This window comes from Pseudomonas sp. H2_A10, from assembly GCF_054680085.1.
The window spans coordinates 918,248-944,642 of the sequence record NZ_CP162821.1; the positions used below are offsets into that span (position 1 = coordinate 918,248).

20 protein-coding genes and 2 pseudogenes are annotated in these 26,395 nt (G+C 60.7%); 15 read left to right on the forward strand and 7 right to left on the reverse strand.

The genetic code is table 11. The features are described 5' to 3' along the window. The 14 genes from AB4O23_RS04120 to AB4O23_RS04185 all read left to right on the forward strand — a co-directional run bounded on the left by AB4O23_RS04120 (position 1) and on the right by AB4O23_RS04185 (position 12,880). On the forward strand, positions 1-873 hold the full coding sequence (locus AB4O23_RS04120; RefSeq protein WP_460089423.1) for a ParB/RepB/Spo0J family partition protein: 873 nt from the start codon (positions 1-3) through the stop codon (positions 871-873). Positions 874-1,021: 148 nt separating this feature from the next. Next, on the forward strand, positions 1,022-1,429 hold the full coding sequence (locus AB4O23_RS04125; RefSeq protein WP_010565865.1) for a F0F1 ATP synthase subunit I: 408 nt from the start codon (positions 1,022-1,024) through the stop codon (positions 1,427-1,429). A 16-nt stretch (positions 1,430-1,445) separates the two neighbouring features. Continuing rightward, the gene (atpB, locus tag AB4O23_RS04130) at positions 1,446-2,315 is read left to right on the forward strand and encodes a F0F1 ATP synthase subunit A (RefSeq protein WP_065879216.1); all 870 of its coding nucleotides are present in this window, start codon (positions 1,446-1,448) and stop codon (positions 2,313-2,315) included. Between the two features lie 133 nt (positions 2,316-2,448). Then, positions 2,449-2,706, forward strand: a complete 258-nt coding sequence (gene atpE / locus AB4O23_RS04135; RefSeq protein WP_002555987.1) for a F0F1 ATP synthase subunit C — start codon at positions 2,449-2,451, stop codon at positions 2,704-2,706. A gap of 56 nt (positions 2,707-2,762) precedes the next feature. Next, positions 2,763-3,233 (forward strand): F0F1 ATP synthase subunit B, encoded by a 471-nt coding sequence (locus tag AB4O23_RS04140; protein ID WP_008439543.1) that lies wholly within the window; start codon positions 2,763-2,765, stop codon positions 3,231-3,233. A 12-nt stretch (positions 3,234-3,245) separates the two neighbouring features. Next, on the forward strand, positions 3,246-3,782 hold the full coding sequence (locus tag AB4O23_RS04145) for a F0F1 ATP synthase subunit delta (protein WP_017528669.1): 537 nt from the start codon (positions 3,246-3,248) through the stop codon (positions 3,780-3,782). 21 nt (positions 3,783-3,803) lie between these two features. Then, positions 3,804-5,348: a F0F1 ATP synthase subunit alpha gene (atpA, locus tag AB4O23_RS04150; RefSeq protein WP_003177064.1), complete on the forward strand. Its 1,545-nt coding sequence runs from the start codon at positions 3,804-3,806 to the stop codon at positions 5,346-5,348. A 50-nt stretch (positions 5,349-5,398) separates the two neighbouring features. Continuing rightward, complete coding sequence (gene atpG / locus AB4O23_RS04155) at positions 5,399-6,259, forward strand: F0F1 ATP synthase subunit gamma (RefSeq protein ID WP_017528668.1); 861 nt, start codon at positions 5,399-5,401, stop codon at positions 6,257-6,259. Positions 6,260-6,286: 27 nt separating this feature from the next. Next, positions 6,287-7,663 carry a F0F1 ATP synthase subunit beta gene (atpD, locus tag AB4O23_RS04160; protein WP_003177062.1) on the forward strand — a complete coding sequence of 459 codons (1,377 nt, stop codon included), beginning with the start codon at positions 6,287-6,289 and terminating at the stop codon, positions 7,661-7,663. Positions 7,664-7,707: 44 nt separating this feature from the next. After that, positions 7,708-8,124 (forward strand): F0F1 ATP synthase subunit epsilon, encoded by a 417-nt coding sequence (locus tag AB4O23_RS04165; protein ID WP_005792601.1) that lies wholly within the window; start codon positions 7,708-7,710, stop codon positions 8,122-8,124. A gap of 123 nt (positions 8,125-8,247) precedes the next feature. Further along, entirely contained in the window at positions 8,248-9,615 is a 1,368-nt protein-coding gene (gene glmU, locus AB4O23_RS04170; RefSeq protein WP_460062346.1) for a bifunctional UDP-N-acetylglucosamine diphosphorylase/glucosamine-1-phosphate N-acetyltransferase GlmU, read from the forward strand. A gap of 227 nt (positions 9,616-9,842) precedes the next feature. Next, complete coding sequence (locus tag AB4O23_RS04175; RefSeq protein WP_017528666.1) at positions 9,843-10,610, forward strand: DeoR/GlpR family DNA-binding transcription regulator; 768 nt, start codon at positions 9,843-9,845, stop codon at positions 10,608-10,610. 10 nt (positions 10,611-10,620) lie between these two features. Beyond that, positions 10,621-12,453: a glutamine--fructose-6-phosphate transaminase (isomerizing) gene (gene glmS, locus AB4O23_RS04180; RefSeq protein WP_017528665.1), complete on the forward strand. Its 1,833-nt coding sequence runs from the start codon at positions 10,621-10,623 to the stop codon at positions 12,451-12,453. Positions 12,454-12,514: 61 nt separating this feature from the next. Further along, positions 12,515-12,880 (forward strand): hypothetical protein, encoded by a 366-nt coding sequence (locus tag AB4O23_RS04185; RefSeq protein WP_017528664.1) that lies wholly within the window; start codon positions 12,515-12,517, stop codon positions 12,878-12,880. Positions 12,881-12,919: 39 nt separating this feature from the next. Here AB4O23_RS04185 and pbpC read toward each other — a convergent pair. Further along, positions 12,920-15,216: pseudogene (pbpC, locus tag AB4O23_RS04190) on the reverse strand (penicillin-binding protein 1C). After that, positions 15,197-21,007, reverse strand: coding sequence for an alpha-2-macroglobulin (locus AB4O23_RS04195; protein ID WP_065879220.1), 5,811 nt, complete (start codon positions 21,005-21,007; stop codon positions 15,197-15,199). Before AB4O23_RS04195 ends, pbpC begins: the two are co-directional and overlap by 20 nt. A gap of 71 nt (positions 21,008-21,078) precedes the next feature. Here AB4O23_RS04195 and AB4O23_RS04200 point away from each other — a divergent pair. Continuing rightward, positions 21,079-21,269 (forward strand): annotated as a pseudogene (locus tag AB4O23_RS04200) (Lrp/AsnC ligand binding domain-containing protein); the annotation flags it as partial. Between the two features lie 68 nt (positions 21,270-21,337). On the opposite strand, the gene AB4O23_RS04205 reads toward AB4O23_RS04200, so the two are convergent. The 5 genes from AB4O23_RS04205 to AB4O23_RS04225 are packed head-to-tail and all read right to left on the reverse strand — an operon-like array spanning position 21,338 to position 26,391. Further along, positions 21,338-22,270: a phosphatidate cytidylyltransferase gene (locus tag AB4O23_RS04205; protein ID WP_017528659.1), complete on the reverse strand. Its 933-nt coding sequence runs from the start codon at positions 22,268-22,270 to the stop codon at positions 21,338-21,340. A 1-nt stretch (position 22,271) separates the two neighbouring features. After that, positions 22,272-22,892, reverse strand: coding sequence for a lysophospholipid acyltransferase family protein (locus tag AB4O23_RS04210; RefSeq protein ID WP_017528658.1), 621 nt, complete (start codon positions 22,890-22,892; stop codon positions 22,272-22,274). A 10-nt stretch (positions 22,893-22,902) separates the two neighbouring features. Continuing rightward, the gene (locus AB4O23_RS04215; RefSeq protein WP_065879221.1) at positions 22,903-23,346 is read right to left on the reverse strand and encodes a hypothetical protein; all 444 of its coding nucleotides are present in this window, start codon (positions 23,344-23,346) and stop codon (positions 22,903-22,905) included. After that, positions 23,336-24,634 (reverse strand): phosphatase PAP2/dual specificity phosphatase family protein, encoded by a 1,299-nt coding sequence (locus tag AB4O23_RS04220; protein ID WP_068936552.1) that lies wholly within the window; start codon positions 24,632-24,634, stop codon positions 23,336-23,338. The genes AB4O23_RS04215 and AB4O23_RS04220 overlap by 11 nt, the downstream gene beginning before the upstream one ends. 2 nt (positions 24,635-24,636) lie before the next feature. Then, positions 24,637-26,391: a bifunctional alpha/beta hydrolase/class I SAM-dependent methyltransferase gene (locus AB4O23_RS04225; RefSeq protein WP_017528655.1), complete on the reverse strand. Its 1,755-nt coding sequence runs from the start codon at positions 26,389-26,391 to the stop codon at positions 24,637-24,639. Positions 26,392-26,395: the final 4 nt, after the last annotated feature.

Genomic DNA, 26,395 nt, shown 5'->3' on the forward strand with positions numbered 1-26,395 from the left:
ATGGCCGTCAAGAAACGAGGTCTCGGACGTGGACTGGATGCACTGTTGAGTGGTCCGACCGTCACATCGCTTGAAGAACAAGCGGTGCAGGCTGACGAACGTGAGCTGCAGCACCTGCCTCTGGACCTTATCCAGCGCGGCAAGTACCAGCCACGCCGGGACATGGACCCGCAGGCGCTGGAAGAACTGGCCAACTCGATCAAGGCCCAGGGCGTGATGCAGCCGATCGTGGTTCGCCCGATCGGCGCCGGGCGCTTTGAAATCATTGCGGGCGAACGCCGCTGGCGCGCCAGTCAGCAGGTCGGCAAAGAGACCATTCCGGCGATGGTGCGCGATGTGCCGGATGAAACGGCCATTGCCATGGCGTTGATCGAGAACATTCAGCGTGAAGACCTCAACCCGATCGAAGAAGCGATCGCCTTGCAGCGTTTGCAACAGGAATTCCAGCTGACCCAGCAACAAGTGGCCGAGGCGGTGGGTAAATCCCGCGTAACCGTGTCCAACCTGCTGCGCCTGATCGCGTTGCCGGAAGTCATCAAGACCATGTTGTCCCATGGTGACCTGGAAATGGGCCACGCCCGTGCATTGCTCGGATTGCCTGAAAATCAACAGGTTGAGGGGGCGCGACACGTTGTCGCACGGGGGCTCACCGTTCGTCAGACCGAAGCCCTGGTTCGCCAGTGGCTCAGCGGCAAACCTGCACCGGTCGAAACCGCCAAACCTGATCCGGATATCGCGCGTCTTGAGCAGCGCCTGGCCGAGCGCCTGGGCTCTGCGGTGCAAATTCGCCATGGCAAGAAAGGCAAAGGCCAATTGGTCATCGGATATAACTCCCTTGATGAGCTGCAGGGCGTCCTTGCCCACATCCGCTGAAACATTTGCTTATGTAGCGCGTGATCGGAAATCACTACCCGGCAGTTGAATAGGGGCAGAACCGCCCCTATACTCTGCGCGCATTTTGTCGGCACAAATTATGCCAAGTTATTGATTTCCGGCAGCCGACCATTGAGGAGCAAGAGTGATGGAAACCCGCACGCCAAACACGTTGCCGTTCCATCGCTTGGCCGTTTTCCCGGTCCTATTGGCTCAATTTGTCATTTTGCTGATCGCCGCATTGGCGCTTTGGTACTGGCACGGAGTCGTAGCCGGATATTCAGGACTCTGCGGAGGCCTGATAGCCTTGCTGCCCAATATGTATTTTGCTCATAGGGCCTTTCGGTTTTCCGGCGCCCGAGCAGCCCAGGCTATCGTCCGGTCTTTTTATGCCGGCGAGGCAGGGAAACTGATTTTGACGGCAGTGCTGTTTGCACTGACCTTTGCAGGTGTGAAGCCATTGGCGCCGCTGGCTGTATTCGGCGTCTTCGTGTTGACCCAACTGGTCAGCTGGTTCGCTCCCCTGCTAATGAAAACAAGACTTTCGAAACCTTAGGGCGTTTGAGGCAACCATGGCAGAAACAACCGCTTCGGGCTATATCCAGCACCACTTGCAGAACCTGACCTTCGGTCAGCTTCCCAACGGCGGCTGGGGCTTTGCCCACTCCGCAGCAGAAGCCAAAGAAATGGGCTTCTGGGCTTTCCACCTGGACACTCTGGGTTGGTCGGTCGCACTGGGTCTGATCTTCGTCCTGATTTTCCGCATGGCGGCAAAAAAGGCGACTTCCGGTCAACCGGGTGCCCTGCAGAACTTCGTCGAAGTACTGGTCGAATTCGTCGATGGCAGCGTGAGAGACAGCTTCCATGGCCGCAGCGCCGTGATTGCACCGCTGGCACTGACCATCTTCGTCTGGGTTTTCCTGATGAACGCCGTCGACCTGATTCCGGTTGACTGGATTCCTCAACTGGCCATCCTCATCTCCGGCGACCCGCACATTCCATTCCGCGCGGTATCGACCACTGACCCGAACGCTACCCTGGGCATGGCCCTGTCGGTGTTCGCGTTGATCATTTTCTACAGCATCAAGATCAAGGGCATCGGCGGCTTCATCGGCGAACTGACCCTGCACCCGTTCGGCAGCAAGAACGTTTTCGTTCAAGCCCTGCTGATCCCGGTGAACTTCCTGCTGGAATTCGTCACCCTGGTCGCCAAGCCGATTTCCCTGGCGCTGCGACTGTTCGGCAACATGTATGCCGGCGAGCTGGTGTTCATTCTGATCGCTGTGATGTTCGGTAGCGGTCTGCTCTGGCTTAGCGGCCTGGGCATTGTTCTGCAGTGGGCGTGGGCCGTGTTCCACATCCTGATCATCACCCTGCAGGCCTTCATCTTCATGATGCTGACCATCGTCTACCTGTCGATGGCGCACGAAGAGAACCATTAAGGCCAGTCTCGACTAGTCTGATGTCCTTCCCGGTGAAACGGGAAGGTGGCCCACCAGGGCTATGAAACGATTTGTTTTACCGCTTTAAAATCTAAAAAACCTAAACCATACGACGTAAAAGTCGGGAGGAAAGATGGAAACTGTAGTTGGTCTAACCGCTATCGCTGTTGCACTGTTGATCGGCCTGGGCGCTCTGGGTACTGCCATTGGTTTCGGCCTGCTGGGCGGCAAATTCCTGGAAGGCGCAGCGCGTCAGCCAGAAATGGTTCCAATGCTGCAAGTTAAAATGTTCATCGTCGCCGGCCTGCTCGACGCCGTGACCATGATCGGTGTTGGTATCGCTCTGTTCTTCACCTTCGCGAACCCCTTCGTTGGTCAACTCGCCGGTTAATCACTCATTTTTTTGAGTGATTGGTGTGTTGTGCAACGAACGAGCGAGGTATTGGCGTGAACATTAATGCAACCATTATTGGTCAGTCCTTAGCGTTCTTGATTTTTGTAGTTTTCTGCATGAAGTTCGTATGGCCTCCGGTCATCGCGGCTTTGCACGAACGTCAGAAGAAGATCGCGGATGGACTGGACGCTGCCGCCCGAGCAGCTCGCGACCTGGAGTTGGCCCAAGATAAAGCGGGTCAGCAACTGCGCGAAGCGAAAGCCCAGGCAGCCGAAATCATTGAGCAAGCCAAGAAACGCGGTAACCAGATTGTTGAAGAGGCTGTTGAAAAAGCCCGTATCGACGCTGACCGTGTGAAGGTTCAGGCTCAGGCCGAGATCGAGCAGGAACTCAATGGTGTCAAAGATGCGCTGCGTGCCCAACTGGGTGCTCTGGCCGTCGGCGGTGCTGAGAAGATCCTGGGTGCCACAATCGATCAAAACGCGCACGCGGAGCTGGTTAACAAACTGGCTGCTGAAATTTAAGCGAGGGCGATCATGGCAGAATTGACCACGTTGGCCCGACCTTACGCTAAGGCAGCCTTCGAGCACGCCCAGGCCCACCAGCAGCTGGCCTCTTGGTCAGCCATGCTCGGCCTGGCTGCAGCAGTGTCGCAAGACGACACCATGCAGCGCGTGCTCAAGGCCCCGCGACTGACGAGCGCAGACAAGGCCGCCACTTTTATTGAAGTGTGCGGCGACAAGTTTGATGTGAAGGCACAGAACTTCATCAACGTCATTGCCGAAAACGACCGTCTCCTGCTTCTGCCGGAGATTGCCGCTCTGTTCGACCTGTACAAGGCTGAGCAAGAGAAGTCGGTAGACGTTGAAGTCACCAGTGCTTTTGCATTGAACCAAGAACAGCAAGACAAACTCGCCAAGGTTCTCAGTGCACGACTCGACCGGGAAGTGCGCCTGCAAGTTGCGGAAGACCCATCCCTCATTGGGGGTGTTGTCATTCGCGCCGGCGACCTGGTTATCGATGGCTCGATTCGCGGCAAACTCGCGAATCTTGCCGAAGCATTGAAATCTTGAGTTTGAAGGGGCAGCAGAGCAATGCAGCAACTCAATCCTTCCGAAATAAGTGAAATTATCAAGGGCCGCATCGACAAGCTCGATGTGACCTCCCAAGCCCGTAACGAAGGCACTGTCGTCAGCGTATCTGACGGCATCGTGCGGATTCACGGTCTGGCCGACGTTATGTACGGCGAGATGATCGAGTTTCCGGGCGGCGTCTACGGTATGGCCCTCAACCTGGAGCAAGACTCCGTAGGTGCCGTTGTATTGGGCGCATACACCAGTCTGGCTGAAGGCATGAGCGCCAAGTGCACAGGCCGCATCCTCGAAGTTCCGGTTGGTAAGGAACTGCTGGGTCGCGTAGTCGACGCACTGGGTAACCCTGTTGACGGTAAAGGTCCACTGGGCAACACCGAGACCGACGCGGTCGAGAAAGTTGCTCCAGGCGTGATCTGGCGTAAGTCGGTAGACCAGCCTGTACAGACTGGCTACAAGGCTGTCGATGCCATGATTCCTGTCGGCCGTGGCCAGCGTGAGCTGATCATCGGTGACCGTCAGATCGGTAAAACCGCTCTGGCCATCGACGCGATCATCAACCAGAAGAACAGCGGCATTTTCTGCGTCTACGTCGCTATTGGTCAGAAGCAATCGACCATCGCCAACGTGGTTCGCAAGCTGGAAGAAAACGGCGCCCTGGCCAACACGATCATCGTGGCTGCCAGTGCTTCGGAATCTCCTGCGCTGCAATTCCTGGCACCGTACTCCGGTTGCACCATGGGTGAATTCTTCCGCGACCGCGGTGAAGACGCGCTGATCGTTTATGACGATCTGTCCAAGCAGGCAGTGGCTTATCGCCAGATCTCCCTGCTGTTGCGCCGTCCACCAGGCCGTGAAGCTTACCCAGGCGACGTGTTCTATCTCCACTCCCGTCTGCTGGAGCGCGCATCCCGCGTTTCGGAAGAGTATGTAGAGAAGTTCACCAACGGCGCAGTGACCGGAAAAACCGGTTCCCTGACCGCACTGCCGATCATCGAAACCCAGGCTGGCGACGTTTCCGCGTTCGTTCCGACCAACGTGATTTCCATCACCGACGGTCAGATCTTCCTGGAATCGGCCATGTTCAACTCAGGCATCCGTCCTGCAGTGAACGCCGGTGTTTCGGTATCCCGTGTGGGTGGTGCCGCTCAGACCAAGATCATCAAGAAGCTCTCCGGTGGTATCCGTACCGCTCTGGCTCAGTACCGTGAACTGGCGGCATTCGCCCAGTTCGCATCTGACCTGGACGAAGCGACCCGTAAGCAACTTGAGCATGGTCAGCGCGTTACCGAGCTGATGAAGCAGAAGCAATACGCCCCAATGTCGATCGCTGACATGGCGTTGTCGCTGTATGCCGCTGAGCGTGGGTTCCTGACCGACGTTGAAATCGCCAAGGTCGGCAGCTTTGAACAAGCGCTGATTGCTTACTTCAACCGCGATCACGCCGAATTGATGGCGAAGATCAACGTGAAGGGTGACTTCAATGACGATATCGACGCTGGCATGAAAGCCGGTATCGAGAAGTTCAAGGCCACCCAAACCTGGTAAGCCGCAGCGGGAGCCGCAAGGCTCCCGCTTGCTAACCTGATAGGTGTTACATGGCAGGCGCAAAAGAGATTCGCAGTAAGATTGCGAGCATCAAAAGCACGCAAAAAATTACCAGCGCCATGGAAAAAGTGGCGGTCAGCAAAATGCGCAAGGCACAAATGCGCATGGCTGCTAGCCGTCCTTATGCGGAGCGTATCCGCCAGGTAATTGGGCATCTGGCCAACGCCAACCCGGAATACCGCCACCCGTTCATGATCGGCCGCGAAGTTAAGCGTGCGGGTTATGTGGTAGTGAGCAGTGACCGTGGTTTGTGCGGTGGTTTGAATACCAACCTGTTCAAGGCCCTGGTCAAGGACATGGCGGTAAACCGCGAAAACGGCGTCGAGATCGATCTGTGTGTTGTTGGTAGCAAGGGTGCGGCCTTTTTCCGCAACTTCGGCGGTAACGTCGTTGCAGCTATCAGCCACCTGGGTGAAGAGCCGTCGATCAATGATTTGATCGGCAGTGTGAAGGTGATGCTGGATGCGTACCTGGAAGGCCGGATTGACCGCCTGTCCGTGGTATCCAACAAGTTCATCAACACCATGACCCAGCAGCCAACCGTGGAGCAGTTGATTCCACTGGTGGCGACCCCGGATCAGGAACTCAAGCACCACTGGGACTACCTCTACGAACCAGACGCCAAAGAGCTGCTTGACGGCTTGATGGTGCGCTACGTGGAGTCGCAGGTGTACCAGGCGGTGGTCGAGAACAACGCAGCTGAACAAGCGGCGCGGATGATCGCGATGAAAAACGCTACCGATAACGCCGGTGATCTGATCAGCGATTTGCAGCTGATCTACAACAAGGCGCGTCAGGCTGCGATCACCCAAGAGATCTCGGAAATCGTCGGCGGCGCTGCCGCGGTTTAACGGTTCAAATATTCAGAGGATCCAGCTATGAGTAGCGGACGTATCGTTCAAATCATCGGCGCCGTTATCGACGTGGAATTCCCACGCGACAGCGTACCGAGCATCTACAACGCGCTGAAAGTACAAGGCGCGGAAACTACTCTGGAAGTTCAGCAGCAGCTGGGCGACGGCGTAGTTCGTACCATTGCGATGGGTTCCACCGAAGGCTTGAAGCGCGGTCTGGACGTTATCGACTCTGGCGCAGCCATCTCCGTACCGGTCGGTAAAGCGACCCTGGGCCGGATCATGGACGTACTGGGCAACCCGATTGACGAAGCTGGTCCGATCGACACCGAAGAGCGCTGGGGCATTCACCGTCCAGCACCTTCGTTCGCCGAGCAAGCGGGCGGCAACGACCTGCTGGAAACCGGCATCAAGGTTATCGACCTGGTTTGCCCGTTCGCCAAGGGCGGTAAAGTCGGTCTGTTCGGTGGTGCCGGTGTAGGCAAAACCGTAAACATGATGGAACTGATCCGTAACATCGCCATCGAGCACAGCGGTTATTCCGTGTTCGCCGGTGTGGGTGAGCGTACTCGTGAGGGTAACGACTTCTACCACGAGATGAAGGACTCCAACGTTCTGGACAAAGTGGCACTGGTTTACGGTCAGATGAACGAGCCGCCGGGAAACCGTCTGCGCGTAGCACTGACCGGCCTGACCATGGCCGAGAAGTTCCGTGACGAAGGTAACGACGTTCTGCTGTTCGTCGACAACATCTACCGTTACACCCTGGCCGGTACTGAAGTATCCGCACTGCTGGGCCGTATGCCTTCTGCAGTAGGTTACCAGCCGACCCTGGCTGAAGAGATGGGCGTTCTGCAAGAACGTATCACTTCGACCAAGGAAGGTTCGATCACTTCGATCCAAGCGGTATACGTACCTGCGGATGACTTGACCGACCCATCGCCAGCCACCACCTTCGCCCACTTGGACGCCACTGTCGTTCTGTCCCGTGACATCGCTTCCCTGGGTATCTACCCAGCGGTCGATCCACTCGACTCGACTTCGCGCCAGCTGGACCCGAACGTGATCGGCCAGGAGCACTACGACACCGCTCGCGGCGTTCAGTACGTGCTGCAGCGTTACAAAGAACTGAAGGACATCATTGCGATCCTGGGTATGGACGAGCTGTCGGAAGCCGACAAGCAGTTGGTAAACCGTGCTCGTAAGATCCAGCGCTTCTTGTCGCAGCCGTTCTTCGTGGCTGAAGTCTTCACCGGTGCTTCGGGTAAATACGTTTCCCTGAAAGACACCATTGCTGGCTTCAAAGGCATCCTCAACGGTGACTACGACCACCTGCCAGAACAAGCGTTCTACATGGTCGGCGGCATCGAAGAAGCGATCGAGAAAGCCAAGAAACTGTAATCCAAGCGCCCGGAAACGGGCGCTCATCAGGTTGAGGCAATCAGATGGCTATGACAGTCCATTGCGATATCGTCAGCGCGGAAGGAGAAATTTTCTCCGGTCTGGTCGAGTTTGTAACAGCGCACGGCGACCTGGGTGATCTTGGTATCGCCATGGGTCACGCCCCGTTGATTACCAGCTTGAAGCCAGGTCCGATCACGTTGACCAAGCAAGGCGGGGAAAAGGAGGTGTTTTACATCTCCGGTGGTTTCCTCGAAGTTCAGCCGAACATGGTCAAGGTACTTGCCGACACCGTGCAACGTGCTGGCGACCTGGATGAAGCCTCCGCTCAGGAAGCCGTCAAGGCTGCCGAGAAGGCGCTGAACGAAAAAGGCGCAGACTTCGACTACAGCGCTGCTGCAGTCCGTCTGGCCGAGGCCGCAGCCCAGCTGCGTACTCTCCAGCAGATCCGCAAGAAGTAAGCGGCCACGCCGTCATGCTTCATGCGCGATTGATTAAAAAGGGTAGCCTCGGCTACCCTTTTTCTTTTTTTGCAAAACACTTCTCTGGTCTGAAGCCGGACCGCCCAGGATTGGTAGCCATTCATGTCTCTTGAAATCGTCATTCTCGCCGCAGGCCAGGGCACCCGTATGCGTTCGGCCCTGCCCAAGGTGCTGCACCCGGTTGCCGGCAACTCTATGCTGGGCCATGTTATCCACAGCGCCCGGCAGTTGGCCCCGCAGCGTATCCACGTGGTCATCGGCCACGGTGCCGATGTGGTGCGTGAGCGTCTGGCGGCGGATGACCTAAATTTCGTCCTGCAGGACAAGCAACTGGGCACCGGCCACGCCACAGCACAAGCCGTGCCGTTCATCACCGCTGACACCGTGCTGATCCTCTACGGCGACGTACCGCTGATCGAAGTGGAAACCCTGCAACGCCTGCTCAAGCACGTGGTCCCAGGCCAAATGGGCCTGCTGACCGTCGAACTGGATGACCCCACCGGCTACGGCCGCATCGTGCGTAATGCCGACGGCAAGGTCGCCGCCATCGTGGAACACAAGGACGCCAGCGAAGCCCAACGCGCCATCACCGAAGGCAATACCGGCATCCTCGCCGTCCCGGCCAACAAGCTCGCCGACTGGATGAGCCGCCTGTCGAACAACAACGCCCAAGGCGAGTACTACCTCACCGACGTCATCGAGATGGCGGTGAGTGACGGCCTGGTGGTCGCCACCGAGCAGCCCCACGACCCGATGGAAGTGCAGGGCGCCAACGACCGCAAGCAGCTTGCAGAGCTGGAGCGCCACTACCAACTGCGCGAAGGCCGCCGCCTGATGGCCCAGGGCGTCACCCTGCGCGACCCGGCTCGCTTCGATGTACGCGGTGAGGTCACGGTAGGCCGCGACGTATTGATCGATATCAACGTGGTCCTCGAAGGCCGCGTGATCATCGAAGACGACGTGGTGATTGGCCCGAACTGCGTGATCAAGGACAGCACCCTGCGCAAGGGCGTGGTGGTGAAAGCCAACAGCCATATCGACGGTGCCGTGATGGGCGAGGGCAGCGATGCCGGCCCGTTCGCACGTTTGCGTCCCGGTAGCATGCTGGGAGCCAAGGCACATGTGGGTAACTTTGTTGAAATGAAAAATGCCCAATTGGGTGACGAGGCTAAAGTCGGCCATTTGACCTATTTGGGTGATGCCACGGTGGGGGCGCGTACCAACATTGGCGCTGGCACTATCACGTGCAATTACGATGGCGCCAATAAGCACCAGACCACCATCGGTGCAGACGTCTTTATTGGCTCCAACAATTCGTTGGTCGCCCCCGTTACTCTCGACGATGGCGCCAGCACCGCAGCAGGCTCAACCATCAACCAGAATGTGGATAAGTCCCAGTTGGCCGTCGCCCGCGCCCGCCAACGCAACATCGACGGTTGGAAACGCCCGGTCAAAATCAAAAAGACCTGAGTTATCCACAGCCTCACCGGCCACATAACTCCAATGTGGGAGGGGGTTTGCTCCCGATAGCAGTGTGTCAGGCACTTATATGCCACTGATACACCGCTATCGGGAGCAAGCCCCCTCCCACATCTGCTCTGCGTCGTTAACAAAAAATGCGGTCCGGCGCTTGACGATCTTTCGCTAATAGGTTTTGATTGCCTTCGTTATCTTTCGAAACGAAACTTATCACTGCCATGTCGAAACGAAATACACCCCAACGACGCCACAACATCCTGACCTTGCTCAACGAACAAGGCGAAGTCAGCGTGGACGAATTGGCCAAGCGTTTCGAAACGTCAGAAGTCACCATCCGCAAGGATTTAGCCGCGCTGGAAAGCAATGGCTTGCTGTTGCGCCGCTACGGTGGCGCGATCACCATGCCCCAGGAACTGGTCGGCGACCCTGCCCAACCCATCTCAACCTACAAACGTGCCATCGCCCGTGCTGCCGTGAAGCGCTTGCGCGAACACGCCCGCATCATCATCGACAGCGGCAGCACCACCGCCGCCATGATCCCCGAACTCGGGCACCAACCCGGCCTGGTGGTGATGACCAATTCCTTGCACGTGGCCAGCGCGTTGAGCGAACTGGAACACGAGCCGGTATTGCTGATGACCGGCGGCACCTGGGACCCGCATTCGGATTCATTCCAGGGTCAGGTCGCCGAGCAGGTACTGCGCTCCTACGACTTTGATCAACTGTTCATTGGCGCCGATGGCATCGATCTGGAGCGCGGTACTACCACCTTCAACGAACTGCTGGGCCTGAGCCGTGTGATGGCCGAGGTCGCCCGTGAAGTGGTGGTGATGGTCGAGTCCGACAAGATCGGCCGCAAGATTCCCAACCTGGAGCTGCCCTGGAGCAGCGTCCATACCCTCATTACCGATGATCGCCTGCCGCTTGAGGCCCGCGACCAGATCCAAGCCCGCGGCATTACGCTGATATGCGCGGCAATCATCTAGGAGAAGCACCATGTGTGGAATTGTTGGCGCAGTTGCCGAACGTAACGTTACCGCCATCCTGATCGAAGGCCTCAAGCGCCTGGAATACCGCGGCTACGACAGCGCGGGCGTGGCGGTTTTCACCAACGCCGGCAAGCTTGAGCGTGTGCGTCGCCCAGGCAAGGTCAGTGAGTTGGACCAGGCCCTGGCCGGCGAGCCGCTGGTTGGCCGCCTGGGCATTGCCCACACCCGCTGGGCAACCCACGGCGCCCCGTGTGAACGTAACGCCCACCCCCACTTCTCCGGCGACCTGGCGGTGGTGCACAACGGCATCATCGAAAACCACGAAGTGCTGCGCGAACAGCTCAAGGGCCTGGGCTATGTGTTCACCTCCGACACCGACACCGAAGTCATCGCCCACCTGCTCAACCACAAACTCAAGGACCACAGCGACCTGACCACCGCGCTCAAGGCTACGGTCAAGGAACTGCATGGCGCCTACGGCCTGGCGGTAATCAGCGCCAGCCAGCCTGACCGTGTGGTCGCCGCCCGCAGTGGCAGCCCGCTGGTGATCGGCCTGGGCCTGGGGGAAAACTTCCTTGCCTCCGACCAACTGGCCCTGCGCCAGGTTACTGACCGCTTCATGTACCTGGAAGAAGGCGATATCGCCGACATTCGCCGCGAAAGCGTGCAGATCTGGGACGTGAACGGCAACTCCGTCGAGCGCGAAGCCGTGCAATACCGCGACGGCGCCGAAGCGGCCGACAAAGGCGAATACCGCCACTTCATGCTCAAGGAAATCCACGAGCAACCGGCCGTGGTGCAACGCACCCTGGAAGGTCGTCTGGGTGACAAGCAAGTGCTGGTCAACGCGTTCGGCCCACAAGCCGCCGAGTTGTTCGCCAAAGTGCGCAATGTGCAGATCGTCGCTTGTGGCACCAGCTACCACGCCGGCATGGTTGCCCGTTACTGGCTGGAAGAACTGGCCGGCATCCCGTGCCAGGTCGAAGTGGCCAGCGAGTTCCGCTACCGCAAAGTGGTGGTGCAGCCCGATACCCTGTTCGTGACCATCTCCCAGTCCGGCGAAACCGCCGACACCCTGGCCGCCCTGCGTAATGCCAAAGAGCTGGGCTTCCTCGCCAGCCTGGCGATCTGCAACGTCAGCATCAGCTCATTGGTGCGTGAGTCAGACCTGACCCTGCTGACCCAGGCCGGTCGCGAAATCGGCGTGGCCTCTACCAAAGCCTTCACTACCCAACTGGTGGGCCTGCTGCTGTTGACCCTGTCCCTGGGCCAAGTGCGCGGTACCCTGGCCGACGGCGTCGAAGCCACCCTGGTGGAAGAACTGCGCCGCCTGCCGACCCGCCTGGGCGAAGCCCTGGCCATGGACAGCGTTGTGGAAAAAGTCGCCGAGTTGTTCGCCGACAAAAACCACACCCTGTTCCTCGGCCGTGGCGCGCAATACCCGGTGGCGATGGAAGGTTCCCTCAAGCTCAAGGAAATCTCTTACATTCACGCCGAAGCCTACCCGGCCGGTGAGCTCAAACACGGCCCATTGGCCCTGGTGGATGACGACATGCCGGTGGTCACCGTCGCGCCGAACAACGAACTGCTGGAAAAGCTCAAATCCAACCTGCAGGAAGTGCGCGCACGTGGCGGCCAACTGGTGGTCTTCGCTGACGAGAAGGCCGGCATGACTAATGGCGAAGGTACCCACGTCATCAACATGCCGCATATCAACGACACCCTGTCGCCGATCCTCTACACCATCCCGCTGCAGTTGTTGTCGTACTACGTGGCGGTGTTGAAGGGCACCGACGTCGACCAGCCGCGCAACCTGGCCAAGTCGGTGACCGTGGAATAACCCGCCCTGCGCCTGGAGGCCCCGTTGGATCTCCAGGCGCCCACGCAAGGATGCGACAGTGATGACACCTGTCTTTTCCCAACTCGGCGAGCGTTTGCACAATCGCCGATTTGCGGTCAGCCACAATACCCACGGGCTATCCGGCGCCGGCACGGTGTTTCACTACCGGGTCGAGGGTGACGCTATTTCCAGTACCTACCAGGGCGGTCGAATTCGCTTGGGCACGCAAGTCGGACGCGTAACTGGCGCCGATACCATCGAGCTGCTTTTCCAGTGCCTGACGCTGGACGGTGAACTGCTGTCCGGTTGGTCGCGCGGCACAGTGGCTGTGGATAAGTCTGGGCGCACTACCCTGAGTTTTGTTTGGGGGTGGTTGTCGGGTGCGGTGGGGGGAGGGGAGTCCGATTATCGTGAACTGGTTGAGTAGCCTCCTCGGCTCACCAGCCTTCCAAAGGTATTGAGGCACTCAAGGCACAAACTCCACCCTCAACCCGCGACTCGCAGTGCGCCCCTGATCATCGCTCACCCGCAACCGATACTCCCCGGACTTGCCCGGCCGCCAGTTCAGTGTGGTTTGCGGCGGGCCCTGGCCGATCAAGGTTTGATCAGCAAACCAATACAGCGTCGCCGCATCGCTGGCCGCATTCGCGTTCAACGGGATGCTTTCCTGGGGCTGGGACAGGCGCAACTGATAACTTACTTGAGTCAGCGGTGAGCGGATCTGCGGCGCCTCGCTCTGGTCGCTGATGCGGTTGGGCCGGCAATTTTTCATCACGTTCGGCGGCGTGCGGCGAGGCAGCCTGCGGCGCGGTACAGGCGTTGCACGTCGCTGGGCCAGAATTCGAAGATTTCTTCGCGGGTGTACTGCGGGTCGAACGGCGGGCAGGCGGCCTTGCCGGTGCGGGTGTCGATTAGCACCGGGCGATGCAGGTTGGACACGCGAATCGGTGAGACGCCAGGGATGTACCAAGTCTTGCGGGTTTGCGGGCACCAGCGATTGGGCAGCTCGCCCGACGCCGCGCAGACGTCGATGCGCACCAGACCGGCGGGTGGTTTATCGGCTTTGATCGCCACCGTCGGCAAGGCCAGCGGCAGGGCGTCAGCGATGCGAAAGAACAGCGGCGCGGCGGTCTTGGCGCCGATAAACGCCGGGTTCGGCCGGCCATCGAAGTTGCCCACCCACACCACCAGCACGTAGGGGCCGACCAGGCCGGCGCTCCACGCATCGTGAAAGCCCCACGAGGTGCCGGTTTTCCATGCGGTGCGCCACTGTCGGGCGGGCAGGCCATCCGGGCGCGGGTTGCGGCGCAGCATGTCGCGCACCATAAAGGCTGCCTGGGGCGTGAGCAGTTGCGCACCAGTGGCCTGCGGTTGCTCCTGCAAGTAGCGCAACGGCCGCAGGTGCCCGTCGCCAGCCAGCATCACATACAGCCGCGCCAGTTCCTCCGGGGTCATCTCGCCGCCGCCAAGCGCCAAGGCCAGGCCGTAATGGCTTTCGTCGCGCAGGCCCTTGATACCGGCGCGTTGCAGCAACCCATACAGCGAAGGCGATTTAACCTGGCTGGCCAGCCACACCGCCGGGATATTGCGACTACGGATCAAGGCATCTCGCGCGGTCAGCGGCCCGACAAAACTGCCGTCGAAGTTTTCCGGTTGGAAGTAGCCGAAGTTACTCGGCAAGTCCTTAAGGATACTCATGGGGTGAATCACCCCCTGGTCCAGCGCCAGCCCATAGAGAAACGGCTTGAGCGTCGACCCTGGCGAGCGGCGCGACAGCACGCCATTCACTTGCCCGTGGATGCCTGTGGATAAGTAATCCGCCGAACCCACCAGGGCCTTGACGCTCTGGTCGCGGCTGTCGATCAGGATCGCCGTGGCGTTTTCCACGCCGGTGCTGCGCCGCTCGGCAATAAAGCCGGTGATCAGGCGTTCGAGCAACTGCTGCAAGGGCAGGTTAAGGGTGCTATTCAATTCATTGCCGGCCTGGGACGCCAACAGTTGTTCGCTCAGGTGCGGCGCCAGAAACGGGATCTGCTGGCGGTTGCGCGCCTCCAGCGGCAAGTCCAGCAAACTGTCATTGCGCGGGTCGTGTGGATAAGTTTCGCGCCAGTCATTCATCAGGCGCAGCCGCGCGGTTTGCAGCGAGGGGCCGAAGCGCGCGCGCCGCCCCGGCTGTTGTGGGATAACCGCCAATGCCAAGGCTTCGGACAACGACAACTGCGCCGACGATTTGCCAAAGTAGATGCGGCTCGCCGCCTCGGCGCCTTCGATATTGCCGCCCATGGGGGCCAGGTTCAGGTAGGCCTCAAGAATGTCGTGCTTGCTGTAGCGCGACTCCAGCCACAGCGCCAACGCCATCTGCTGCATTTTGCCGGGGATCTGGCGGGTGTTCAGGTCCCACAGGCGTCGTGCCAGTTGCATGCTCAAGGTCGAGCCGCCCTGGCGTTGGCCGCCGCTGTAAGTGGCCATGGCCGCACGCAGCAACGCCGCAGGATTGACCCCTGGGTGCCAGTAGAAATTGCGGTCTTCCTTGAGGAGCAACGCCTCGACCAATGTCGGCGAAATCCGCTCCAGCGGTAGCCACAGGCGGTATTGGCCGTCATCCGCGAGGGTCATGCGCAACAGCGAGCCATCGTCAGCCAGCACCACCCTGGAGGAGGTGACGGCTTGTTCCAGCGGCGCATGGGGCCACCACCGCAACCCCGCCAGCACCGCCGCTGCTGCCAGCAGCGGTGTCAGACGTTTAAGGCTTGGTAATTTCAAGCTGGCCTACTTTGCCGCGCCCTTGCAGGGTGGTTTCGTACATGCCTTCGGCGTAGGCCGGTGGCGTATTGAACGTGCCGGCGTTGGTAGCACGTACGCGGTAAACGAAAGTACCTACATCGCGCAGCGCGGTGCCGTACAGCACCACCCGATCATCACGTACATCCACGTAGTCCGGCTGCCAGTTGCTCAGCTCGGTTTCACCGATTGGCGCTTGCCAGGTGTCGGCTTCTTCTTCGCTGGCTTGCACGTACTCGGATTCCTCGCCTTCGCTTTCCTCGCTGCTGTCGGCTTGCGGGTCCGGCTCCGGCGGCAAGTTATACACAGGCTCGACGCCACCGGGCAGCAGGTCGACGACCGCCACTTGCTGCACCTGGTCACGGTCGGTAGCGCGCAGGCGCAGACGTACCAGGAACTCATCGCCCACCGCGACTTTGCTTACCGGCTCGCCTTTGAGGTCGAGGTATTCGTGGATGATTTCCAGGCCGTTGTTGATGGCCTTGAGCTTGGCGCCTTTATCAAAACCGGCTTCGCTGAGCATGTAGAACGCCGCCGGGCCGTCGGATTTTTCCATCACCAGCTTTTGCGTGGTGCCCGGTACGGCGGCTCGCGGCGGCTGGCCGGCCATTTCCAGCAGTTGTTGCTGCTTGTCGCCCAACCAGGCGGTGGCCTTGAGGGTCATGTCGCTTTGCGCGCGCTGACCATAGTTGTCCAGGGCACGCAGCAACAGGGCCGCCGACAGCGAGTTGTAGCGTTGCTCGTTGAGACGTTTGCCAAGCTTGTCCAGCAGCGCCGTGGGCACATCATCCATCAACTCGGGGAAGTGGCGCGCCAACAGGTGCAAGTGTTCGGCATCGTGCACCAGCGGGTCGTAGTACAGGCCGTCGCTGTCCCACTTATCCACAAGCGAACGCCACGGGATTTTGCGGAACAAGGAGTCGGCCTGGCGATCCTGCTTGAGCAGCTTGTAGCTGGCGGCCAGGTAAGCGGCGCCCAGGTCGTTCTGCCAGCTGTCTTTGAAGTAGCTTTCGTAGCGTTCGCGGATATCGCTCAAGGCGCCGCTTACCAGAATCCCCTGACGGCTCAGCAGGTAACTGGCGTAGGCACGGTTACGCAATTCCGACAGGCCTTCGCTGGGGCCATTGGCCAGGTCCGTCAGATAGGTATTGGCGCGTACCAACACATCTTCCGGTACCGGCAGCCCGCGTTCCCTGGCTTCGATCAGGAAGTCGGTGGCGTACAGGCTGGCGTAGGGCGCCACGTCCGGGTTGGCGGCCCACAAACCGAAACCGCCGGCCTGGTTCTGGCGTTGGCGCAGCATGCGCACCGCGCCGGCGAAGGCCTGTTCGGCCTCGGGTGCGGTGCCGCCCCAGATCAACGCCGGCATGGCCTTGGACACCAATTGTTCGGTGCACGCGTAGCCATAGTCATCCAGGTAATGCTTGAGGCCGTTGGCCCATACCAGCGGCGAAGCGGCCACGCCCAACTGCACGTCGCGCAGTTGGCTGAACAGCTCACGCGTCGGTTTAAGCTCTTTGCTGGCGCTATCGAAACGGCCCAGGCTCAGGGCCACGCGGTGTTCGCTCAAGGGGCGGATCGAGGTGGTTTCCGCCACCTGGATGCGCTTGCCGCCCGGCAATACCGCGATAAATCGCAGGTCTGCCGAGCCGAGGGTGTCGCCGACCTTGATCTTGAACTCGGCAGTGCCTTCCTTGCGCGGTTGCAGCGACAGGGTGCTGCCCTTGTCGCCCTGCACCACCAGGCCGGCGCTGGTCTGCACTTCGAACTTCACATCCGCCGCCGCGTCGAGGTTACTGAACACCCCGGCGCTGACGTTGAACACGTCCCCCGGCGCGACGAAGGCCGGTACGTTTGGCGTGATCACGATGGGCCCGCGCACGTCGGTCGTGGCCTCGCTGACGCCCACGCTGTCGGTATCCACCGCCACCGCAAACAGGCGCAACTTGCCGTTGAAGCTGTCCGGCACCTCGTAATGCAGAGTGGTTTCGCCGGCCGGTAAGTCCACCAGCCCGGACCACCACGCCACTGGCGGCTTATGTTTGCGTTTGAACGGGTTGAGATGATTGGCCAGTGCGCCGTCGGTATCGCCGCCGGGCGCTGCCCCACTGAGCAGGCGGGAAAATTCCGGCAGGATCAGGTCAAGAATCTGGCTGGTGCCTACTTCCAGCGCACGTTTCTGGAAGAAGAAGCCCAACGGGTCCGGCGTCTGGTAGCGCGCCACCTGCAAAATGCCCTCGTCCACGGCATACACCACCGCACGGCCCGGACGGTCGGCATTGACCTTGATATCCAGGGTCTGCCCCGGCTCGACCTTCGCCGGGCCTTCGACCTTCAGCGCCATGCGCCGCGCATCCAGGTTGATGCTGAAGGGCACCACGCCGTAGGACAGCGGGCTCATGTAAACCTCGGACGAGCCGATGTCGCGCACGAATTGCACGTTGACGTAGGCATTGCCCTCAAGCCCTGCCGGCACGCGGATATGCTGCACGCTGTTGGTGCTGTCGGCCTTGAACCACTGCTGGGTGTAGACCTTGTCCCGCTCGATGGTGATCAAGCCCGCGCCGGTGTACGGCGCGCGAATGCTGATGGCGATCTCGTCACCGCTGGCGTAGCTGCGTTTATCCAGGCGCAATTGCAGCTCGGCGTTGCGCTCCAGCGAACGCGAGGTGTTGCCGCGCCCGGCCACGCTGTAATCGATCTGGTTGAGCAGGTTGCCGTTGGCATCCTTCAGTTGCAGGGTGAAATCCCCCGGCGTGCCGGTGTTCAGGCTCTGCCTGGCGCCGTCTTTGGTCATCACCAGCGGCGTAGCCGGTTGGCTGATGTTCTTGATGCGCGACTCGTACTTGTAGGTGCCATTGGACTGTTTCACCAGTACCGACACATAACGGTGCTCGACCACTTCGCTGGTCAGGCCTTCCACCGCCAGCGGTGTCAGGTCCGGCGCTACAGCCAGCCAGTGCACTTGGCGCGGGGCGTCCTTGGCGACGTACGACAGTGAATCCTGACTTTTCACACCCACCAGGTAGGGCGCGGACGACACCAGTAACGCACTTTGCGCGGCCACGTTACGCCCACCTTCGGCCTCGAACACCTGAGTCATCACTTGCAGGCGATAAGTGCTGTTGGCGAAGCGTTGCAGGTTGAGGTCGAGCACGGCCTGGCCGTTATCGTCGACAGTGGTTTCAGCCAAGTCTTCAGTGCTGGCGTCTTCCAGGGAGTCGTTGAGGCGGAAGCGGTAATCGGGGTAGCGCTCGAAGGCCGCGAGGGTCGGGCTCAGGGCCATCTTCGCTGTGACGCGGCGGCCTGTCGCCGGGGCGCCGAACAGGTGCATCGCAGTGACTTTGGCCACCACCTGGTCCGGCGGGATCCAGCCTTGCACCGGTGTGTCGTGCAGGCTCAGGCTGACCTTCATGCGGTCCGGCTCGAAATCGCGGACCTTGAAGCTGACACTGCCCAGGTCGGTACGGGTCTGCTTCTGGCCAATCAACTGCAAGGTCGCGGTGTATTCCCCGGCGGGGCTGACTTCGCTGCTCGGGAAATCAAAGGTCTCAAAACCGCTGGCCGACAATTTCAGCGGTTGGCGAATGACCTCCAGGCCGCGCGGATCAGTGATTTGCAGCTCCACCGGCAGGCCTTGCAAGGCGCCTTTCCAGTTGCCGCTGCGCACGATCATGCCCAAATGCGCGGTTTCGCCGGGCCGGTACAGGCCACGGTCGCTGAACAGGTAGGCACTGAGACGATCAATCGCGCCGTCTTCTTCCAAACCGCCTACATCGAAGCGCGACAAATCCAGCTGTTGGGACTGACGGGCAATCGGCAGGAACGACTGGTCATTACCGCGACTGACCACATACATCAGCGGCGTTTTCTCACGGCGCAGTTCATCCAGTTTGGCGAAATGCACATGGCCTTCGCCGTCAGTGTGCCCACTGCTCACCGGCAAACCGTTACGACCAATGATGTCGACCTGTGCGTCGGCCACCGGCGAACCGTTGCCGATGGACTGCACATACACGTCGTGGCTGCCGTCACTGGAGCGTTTGGCGATGATGCCCAGGTCAGTCACCACGATAAACCGCAGGTCGCTGGTGCTGCTGCGGTTGTAGTCGAATGTGCGTTCGGCCGGTTCATCCTGGGGGCTGAGCTTAAGCACGAAAATACCGCGCCGGCCGCCGTTGGCGGTGAGGTAGTGGCTCAGGTCCACGTTGTCGTAGACGGTTTTGGCTGGGTCGTTGGACGACAGCGGGATGTCCAACGTCTGACGCTCGACCATGCGATCGAAGTATTCGTTACCGAAGTTGGGCCGGGCAAAGCTGCCGCTGCTCTGGTCCACCAGGTGTTGTAACTGGTTGGGCAACAGGCGGGCGATTTCCACATGGGCACCCGGTACGCCACGGGCCATGAAACCCAGGCGTTTTTCGCCATTGAGGCTGAGCAACGCGCCGTCAGACAAGAACTGCAATGTGCGCGGATACGCCGGCATGCTCACCAGCGACGCCGTAGGATTCTTCGCCAGATAGCCACCGATAGCTTCCAGGTTGGCGGGCACACGTACATACAGCGCACGACCGGCCGGAGCCTTGAACTTGAAGGCGTGCAGGGTGTTCAGCGGTTCGACGCTGGGCACGTGGGTCAGCGTGACCTTGGTGCTGCGGGCCAGCAGCGCGTCGTCGATCTCGTTGGTGTTATAGGGGCGGGTGTCGTCCTGGGCTTTTTCCGGCAACAGCCAGGCTTGCACCTTACCGGCGATGGTCTCATCGGCCACGGCGCTGGAGCTGCTGAACATCAGCACCGGCTCGGGCTCGCCGCGCTCGTTGTCCACGAAGCTGACTTCGGCGCCAGTAAAGGTCAGGCGATAGCGGCCGGGCACGGTAACTTCCGCTACCAACGGTGCGGTGCTGGCATTGCCACCGTCACGCGCCTTGATGCCCTCATCGAGCCTGGCGCTGACCGGGGTGCTTTCCAGCGGCGTGGCCAGGGCGGCGGAGCGTACGTAGGCGTTGAGTTTTTTCTCGTCGAAGGTGATTTCCGCACGGTTGGGCAACTGGGCGTCGCGGTAGGCCAAGCCTTTGCCGAGGCTGACCGTTACGCGTTTGCGTAGGTTGTCTTCATCTACCGGGTGGGAAAAATGGAAGGTCGCCACCAGCTGTTTCAGCGTTGGATTGGACGGGTCCTGGTACAGCTCGTTTTGCGCCAGGGTGGCGCGGAACGGCTGGGTGGAAAATTGCGCACTGTATTGGTCGAGCAAGACGCCGTCGGCGAGCAGGTTTTTCTTTGCCAGGTCCAGGGTGTAATGCGCGTCGACAGGCCAGTCTTTGTCCGGCACGAACAACAGGCTGCGGTCATCCGCCCAGCGCCAGGTGCCGGCAACCTCGGGTTTGAGGGTAATGCCCTCGGTCACCGGTTTGCCGATGGCCGCCAGTGGCGCCACGGACTCGCCGAAACGCACCTGCAAGTTATCCACAACCGGCGTTGGCTGGGTGTAGTCGGTCAGGTTCGGTTTGTGCAGCGAATAACTCGCGGTGTGCGGTTGCGGCAGGTTGGAATACCAGTGCCAGCCGTAGAAACCCGCAGCGGCGAGCAGCACCAGGCCGAGCACTCCGGCACCGGTCTGGCGCGGATAAGCGCGGGCTTTGCCCCCCAGGGTCGCCATGCCACGGCCGACGGCGCGCAGCCACTTTGGCGGCTGCCACTGTCCGAAAACGGCCCTCCCCACGGTCAAAAACACACCGACAACACGACGGCTGATGGCTTTGAGCGAATCGAACATGGCGAGCATCCCTGGCTAAGTGCGGCGTATCTTACACGCGTCTTTGCTACAAAAGATGTCGCCGATACTTCCTGGTGTCGGGGGAGTCGGATTTTCTGTTGCAGGTGGTGGTGCCGGATCTGCGCGGGTATGAGCGGTTTGTGACCGGCAGTTTGTTGAAGCTGCCGGGGGGCGCGACATTCGCAGCAATTTTGCGATTCAGACGGTGAAAACCCCAGGTCCGATGCCGCTGGGGCATCTACCGGGACAAATGCTCTTGTAGTGAGCGGGCTTGCCCAGGGCAAGCCCCTCCCACATTTTGATCTTCATTGGGTTTTGGGGCGGTGTGGGTCAGGTCCACCAGTACCGCACCAGATGAAAGAAAATCGGCGCCGCAAAACACACCGAATCCAGGCGATCCAGCATGCCGCCGTGCCCTTCGATCATATGGCCCCAGTCCTTCACGCCCCGGTCGCGCTTGATCGCCGACATCACAATGCCACCGGCAAACCCCAGCAGGTTGATCAACAGCGCAATCAAAAACGACTGCCATGGGTTGAACGGCGTGGTCCACCACAGCGCGGCGCCGATGAGGGATGACAGCAAAATCCCGCCGACAAAGCCTTCCACGGTTTTAGAGGGCGACAGGTTGGGCGCGATCTTGTGTTTGCCGAACAGCTTGCCGCACACGTATTGCAGCACGTCCGACAGCTGCACCACGATCACCAGATAGGCGATCAGCAGCAGGTTGCGCCCTTCGTAGCCGGGAATGTCCAGTGTCAGCAGCGCCGGCACGAACGACACGCAGAACACCGCGATCATCAGGCCCCATTGCACCTTGGAGGCGCGCTCCAGGAAGTGCGTGCTGTCGCCGCCCAGCGAGGCGAGGATGGGCAGCAGCAAAAACACGTACACCGGGATGAAGATCGAGAACAGCCCGTACCAATCGGAATAGATCAGCAAGTATTGCAGCGGCAGGGCCAGATAGAACGCGGCCACCAGTGCCGGGTAGTCGCTGCGGCGCGTGGGGGTGAGGGTGAGAAATTCGCGCAGGGCGTAGAACGACACCGCGTAGAACAACAGGATCACCGCGCCGGTGCCGAGCCAGAAGGCGATGCCGATCACCACCACCATGACCCACCAGGCGTTGATGCGCGCGTTGAGGTTGTCGATCACCGCGTTCGGCGTGCCACGGGTGCGCAGTTTGAGGATCAGGCCGATCAGCGAGGCCAGCACCAGGATCGCGCCGATCCCGCCGAACAACATCAGGGTTTGGCTATCCATGTCAGGAATGCTCCGGGGCAAGGGCGAGCAGGGCGTCGCGGGTGCGGGCGAGAAACAGCGCCTTGTCTTCACCGTCTGTCAGTTGCAGCGGCGCGCCGAAGCTGGTGGTGCATAACAACGGCAGCGGCAGTACGCGGCCCTTGGGCATGACGCGGTTGAGGTTGGCGATCCACACCGGGATCAGCTCCGCCTGTGGGTAACTTTTGGCCAAGTGATACAAACCGCTTTTGAACGGCAGCAAGCCGTCTTCCAGATTGCGCGTGCCTTCGGGAAAGATGATCAGCGAATCGCCCCCTTCCAACGCGGCGAGCATCGGTTGCAGTGGGTTATCCACAGGCTCTTTGCGCTCGCGATCGATCAGCACGCCATTGAACACGCGGTTGATGATGTAGCGGCGCAGCGCGCTTTTGTTCCAGTAATCGCTGCCGGCCACCGGGCGTGTGAATTTGCGCAGGTTTTGCGGCAGCGAGGCCCACAGCAGTACGAAGTCGCCGTGGCTACTGTGGTTGGCGAAGTAGATGCGTTGCACCGGCACTGGCGCGCAACCCAGCCACAGGCTGCGAGCACCCGTGACAGTGCGGGCCATGGAGGTAATGAGCGTGGCAACCACAGGTTCGAACATGGGGGGTTCCTTATCCGGCGAAAGGCAGCCAAGGGCTGGCGAGGATCATGCCCAGGGTCAGCAGCGCTTGTGCACCGAGCAGCCAGGCTTGTTTGCGCAGCAGTTTGAGGGCGCCGCGACGACGCTCGGCCCAAGGCCGGCCGGCACGTTTGGGCGATTGCAGGCCGAGGGTCTGCAGGGCTTGGTCGAGGTCGGCGGTACGCCCGGTGTCACGCGCCAGCAGGGCGAACAGGTCGGCATCGAAAGCCACCCGCAGCGCCCAGTATTTTTGCAGCAGCCCGAGGATGATCATCCACAGGCTGAGCAGCAGGCAAATAGGCGTAATACTCGGCATCAGCAATTGCGCCAGGCCGAATAACACGCCGGCGACGGTGAGGCCTGTGGATAACTGATCCAGCGCGCGACCACGGCGCAGCAGGCTGGCAACCACTTGCAGTTCCATATCAGCGGGCATGGGGCAAACCCTCCAGTGCTTCACGGTGAGCGGGATGCAAGACCACGTTGGCCCGCGCTGTACGAATGATAGCCAGCGCCTGTTCCACCGTCGGGGCACGCCCGCTGTGTAGCAGCCAGGCGGCGACGGCGGTGGCGCTGCGCGAGTAGCCGAGGGCGCAGCACACCAGCAACGGGCCGCTTGCGCGCAAGCGTTCGATGGCCTCGGCCGCGTGCCGGCATTCGGCTGAAGTCGGTGCGATCAAGTCCAGCACGGGAATACATTGATACGCTCGGGCCTGTGGATTAATCGGCAGTTCGGCGCAGAGGTCGACGATAGCGCTGAATGAACCCTGCTCTTTAGAGGTAGGAATTCGCCCAAGCCAAACGTTATCCACAATCAGATCGGGCTGTGGATGCCTGTGCGTCCACAGCCGTGAATTGATCCACGCGGCCGCCAGGTAAGGTGCATATAGCCAGCGCGCGGCGGGCGTGAGCCGGCCATCGGCACGCTTTTGGAAGCCTGCCGCGCCGAGCACACAGTAATTGGCCATGACCAGGCCGAGTGACGTCGCCGGCCACAGTAACCACAACCACCCCCCACGCAGGCTGAGCGCCAGAAGGGCCAACGCCAGCGCGCCTATCCCGTAGCGCATACCCAGCCGCCAGCGCTTCGGGTCGCGGCTGAGTCGCGCATTCAGCAGCGGGCTCGGGTGTTCCACCGGCCACAACCACACGCACAGCCAACCGGCGAGGGCACCTGTGGGTAAGTCGATAAAGTGGTGTTGATAAGTGGTCAGTACCGAAATACCGATCAGCGCGAACCAGCCGTGCACCAGCCAACGCCAGACCCCTTGGCTGTGGCGTTGGAACATGACCCATAGAATCACCAGCAACGCGATATGCAGCGACGGCGCCTGGTTGAACGGCTTATCGAAGCCCGCCAGCACCGCAAACAGCCAGCCAAACACGCCATCGAGCTCCGGCCGTTCGAACGTGAAACGCAGCGGCCAGATCAGGAAGCAGCTCACCGCAATCACCTGCGCGCTGAGCAGGCGCAATGCATGTTGCTTGAGTTCGTGGCGAGTGTTGGGCAGCAGCAGGGAGAAACCGTAGAGCAGGTCAATGGACCAATAGGGCACGATGGTCCACGCCCAGAATGGCATATAGGTTTCCCAGCCGAACACCAGCGTGCCCACGTCGCTGCGCTGGCTGGTAACCCAGGTGGCGAAGCCGTAGGTGCTGAAGAACAGCGGCGCCAACAGCAGCAGCCACAAGACTGCGGGTTTTAATAGACCGGCTTCGCGCATGCTCAGATCTTCTGTGCCAGGGACACGGTAAAGATGCCCCACTCATCCACGCGCTGGGTGATTTTGCGGAAACCGGCGGCCTCTACCAGTTGATCCATTTCCGCCTGGCTGCGTCGGCGCATCACCCAGGCCTGGCCCTGGCGATGGCTGGTAAGGGCGCGCGCGATCAGCTCCAGCTGCGGATGCCACGGTTGGCCGGTGTACACCAGATAGCCACCCGGTTCGACGGCTTCGGCCAGGCCGGCCAGCGAACCGCCAACCATGCCGTTGTCGGCAAACAGTTCATACAGCCCGGACACCACGGCCAGCGTCGGCTTGGGGTCCAGGGCGGCCAAGTCCAGGCGGTCGAACGCATCGCCTTTGACGAACTGCGCGATGTCCCCCAGGCCCTTCTCACGAATCAACGCGCCACCGTCGCGCACGTTGATGTCGCTGTAGTCACGCAACAGAATCGACTCCGGCAGCGGCGACACGCCCTGCAAGGCTTCCAGGATGTAACGCCCGTGGCCGGCGGCGATGTCGACGATACGCACTTCACGCTCATCCGCGCGCAGCTTGGCCATGGCCAGGCGCAGCAGTTCTTCGACGTTCAGCTTGCGCTGGCGAATGCCGCGCCAGCCGATGGAGTTGAGGTAGTTGGTGTCGATCATCCGCCCCAGCCTGCCCTTGCCGGTGGGCGTGTTGCGGTAGACGTAGTCCAGGGTACTGCCGGAGTCGAAGCCGGTGTCGAAGCCCAGTTTCACGCCGTCCGACAGGTTCTTGCCCAGGCCCATGCTGGCGCGGGTCATGCGCCAGTACAGGTCGCGCAGGGAATTGCGCGGCAGCGGCGCGGCGAGGGATTCGGATTCGGCGCAGGTGGCGCCGAGTTTGTCGGCGTCCAGCAGCGAGGCGCGGTCCAGCGGGTGCTCGAAATTCTGCAGGATAAAGCGTCGGGCGCTGCTCACGGCCACCGCACGGTCGCGTTCGCCGAGGGTGTCGTGGAAGAAGCCGGGGAGGACGTGCAGTTCTTTTTTCAGGCTGCCGAGGCGATCGAAAAATTGCTGCTGGGGTTTGCGGTGCACCACAAAATCCGAACCGGAGACGAGCAATTGGGTCGGCACCTGGATCGCCTGGGCATCGGCCACCACTCGGTCGGCGGCTTCGTACAGGCCCAGCAGCACATTTACCGAAATCGCCTTGGTGATCAGCGGGTCGCTGTCGTAGGACGCCACGCGCTCGGGGTCATGGCTGAGGAACTTGGCCTTGACGTAGCTGTTGACGAAAAAATTGCCGCGAAACTTGCGCATCAGCGCCAGGCCCGGGCGAGCGAAGGGCACGTACAGCTTGACCTTGAACGCCGGGGAGGCAAGCACCAGCGCGCGGATCCTGGGGGCATAATCGTGCACCCAGGTGGCCGCGATGACCGCGCCCACGCTTTGCGCGATCACTGCGAAGTTTTCTTCCTCGATGCCATACGTGGCGCCGATATGGTCGCAGAAGGTCTGCACGTCGCGGGCGCTGGTGGCGAAGCTGGGGCTGTCACCGCGCTCGCCGGGGGACTGGCCATGGCCGCGCGCGTCCCAGGCGAAGAAGTCGAATTGCGGCAGGTTCAGTTCATCGACCAGGTGGGCGATACGCCCCGAGTGCTCATGGCCGCGATGGAACAGCACAATGGCTTGGCGTGGCGCGCCGTCCGCTGAGGCGGTGGCTGGCCAGTGCCGATAGAAAAGCTCGACGCCATCATGGGTACTGAAGGTGTGCTGCTGCTGTTCGCGCATCGCA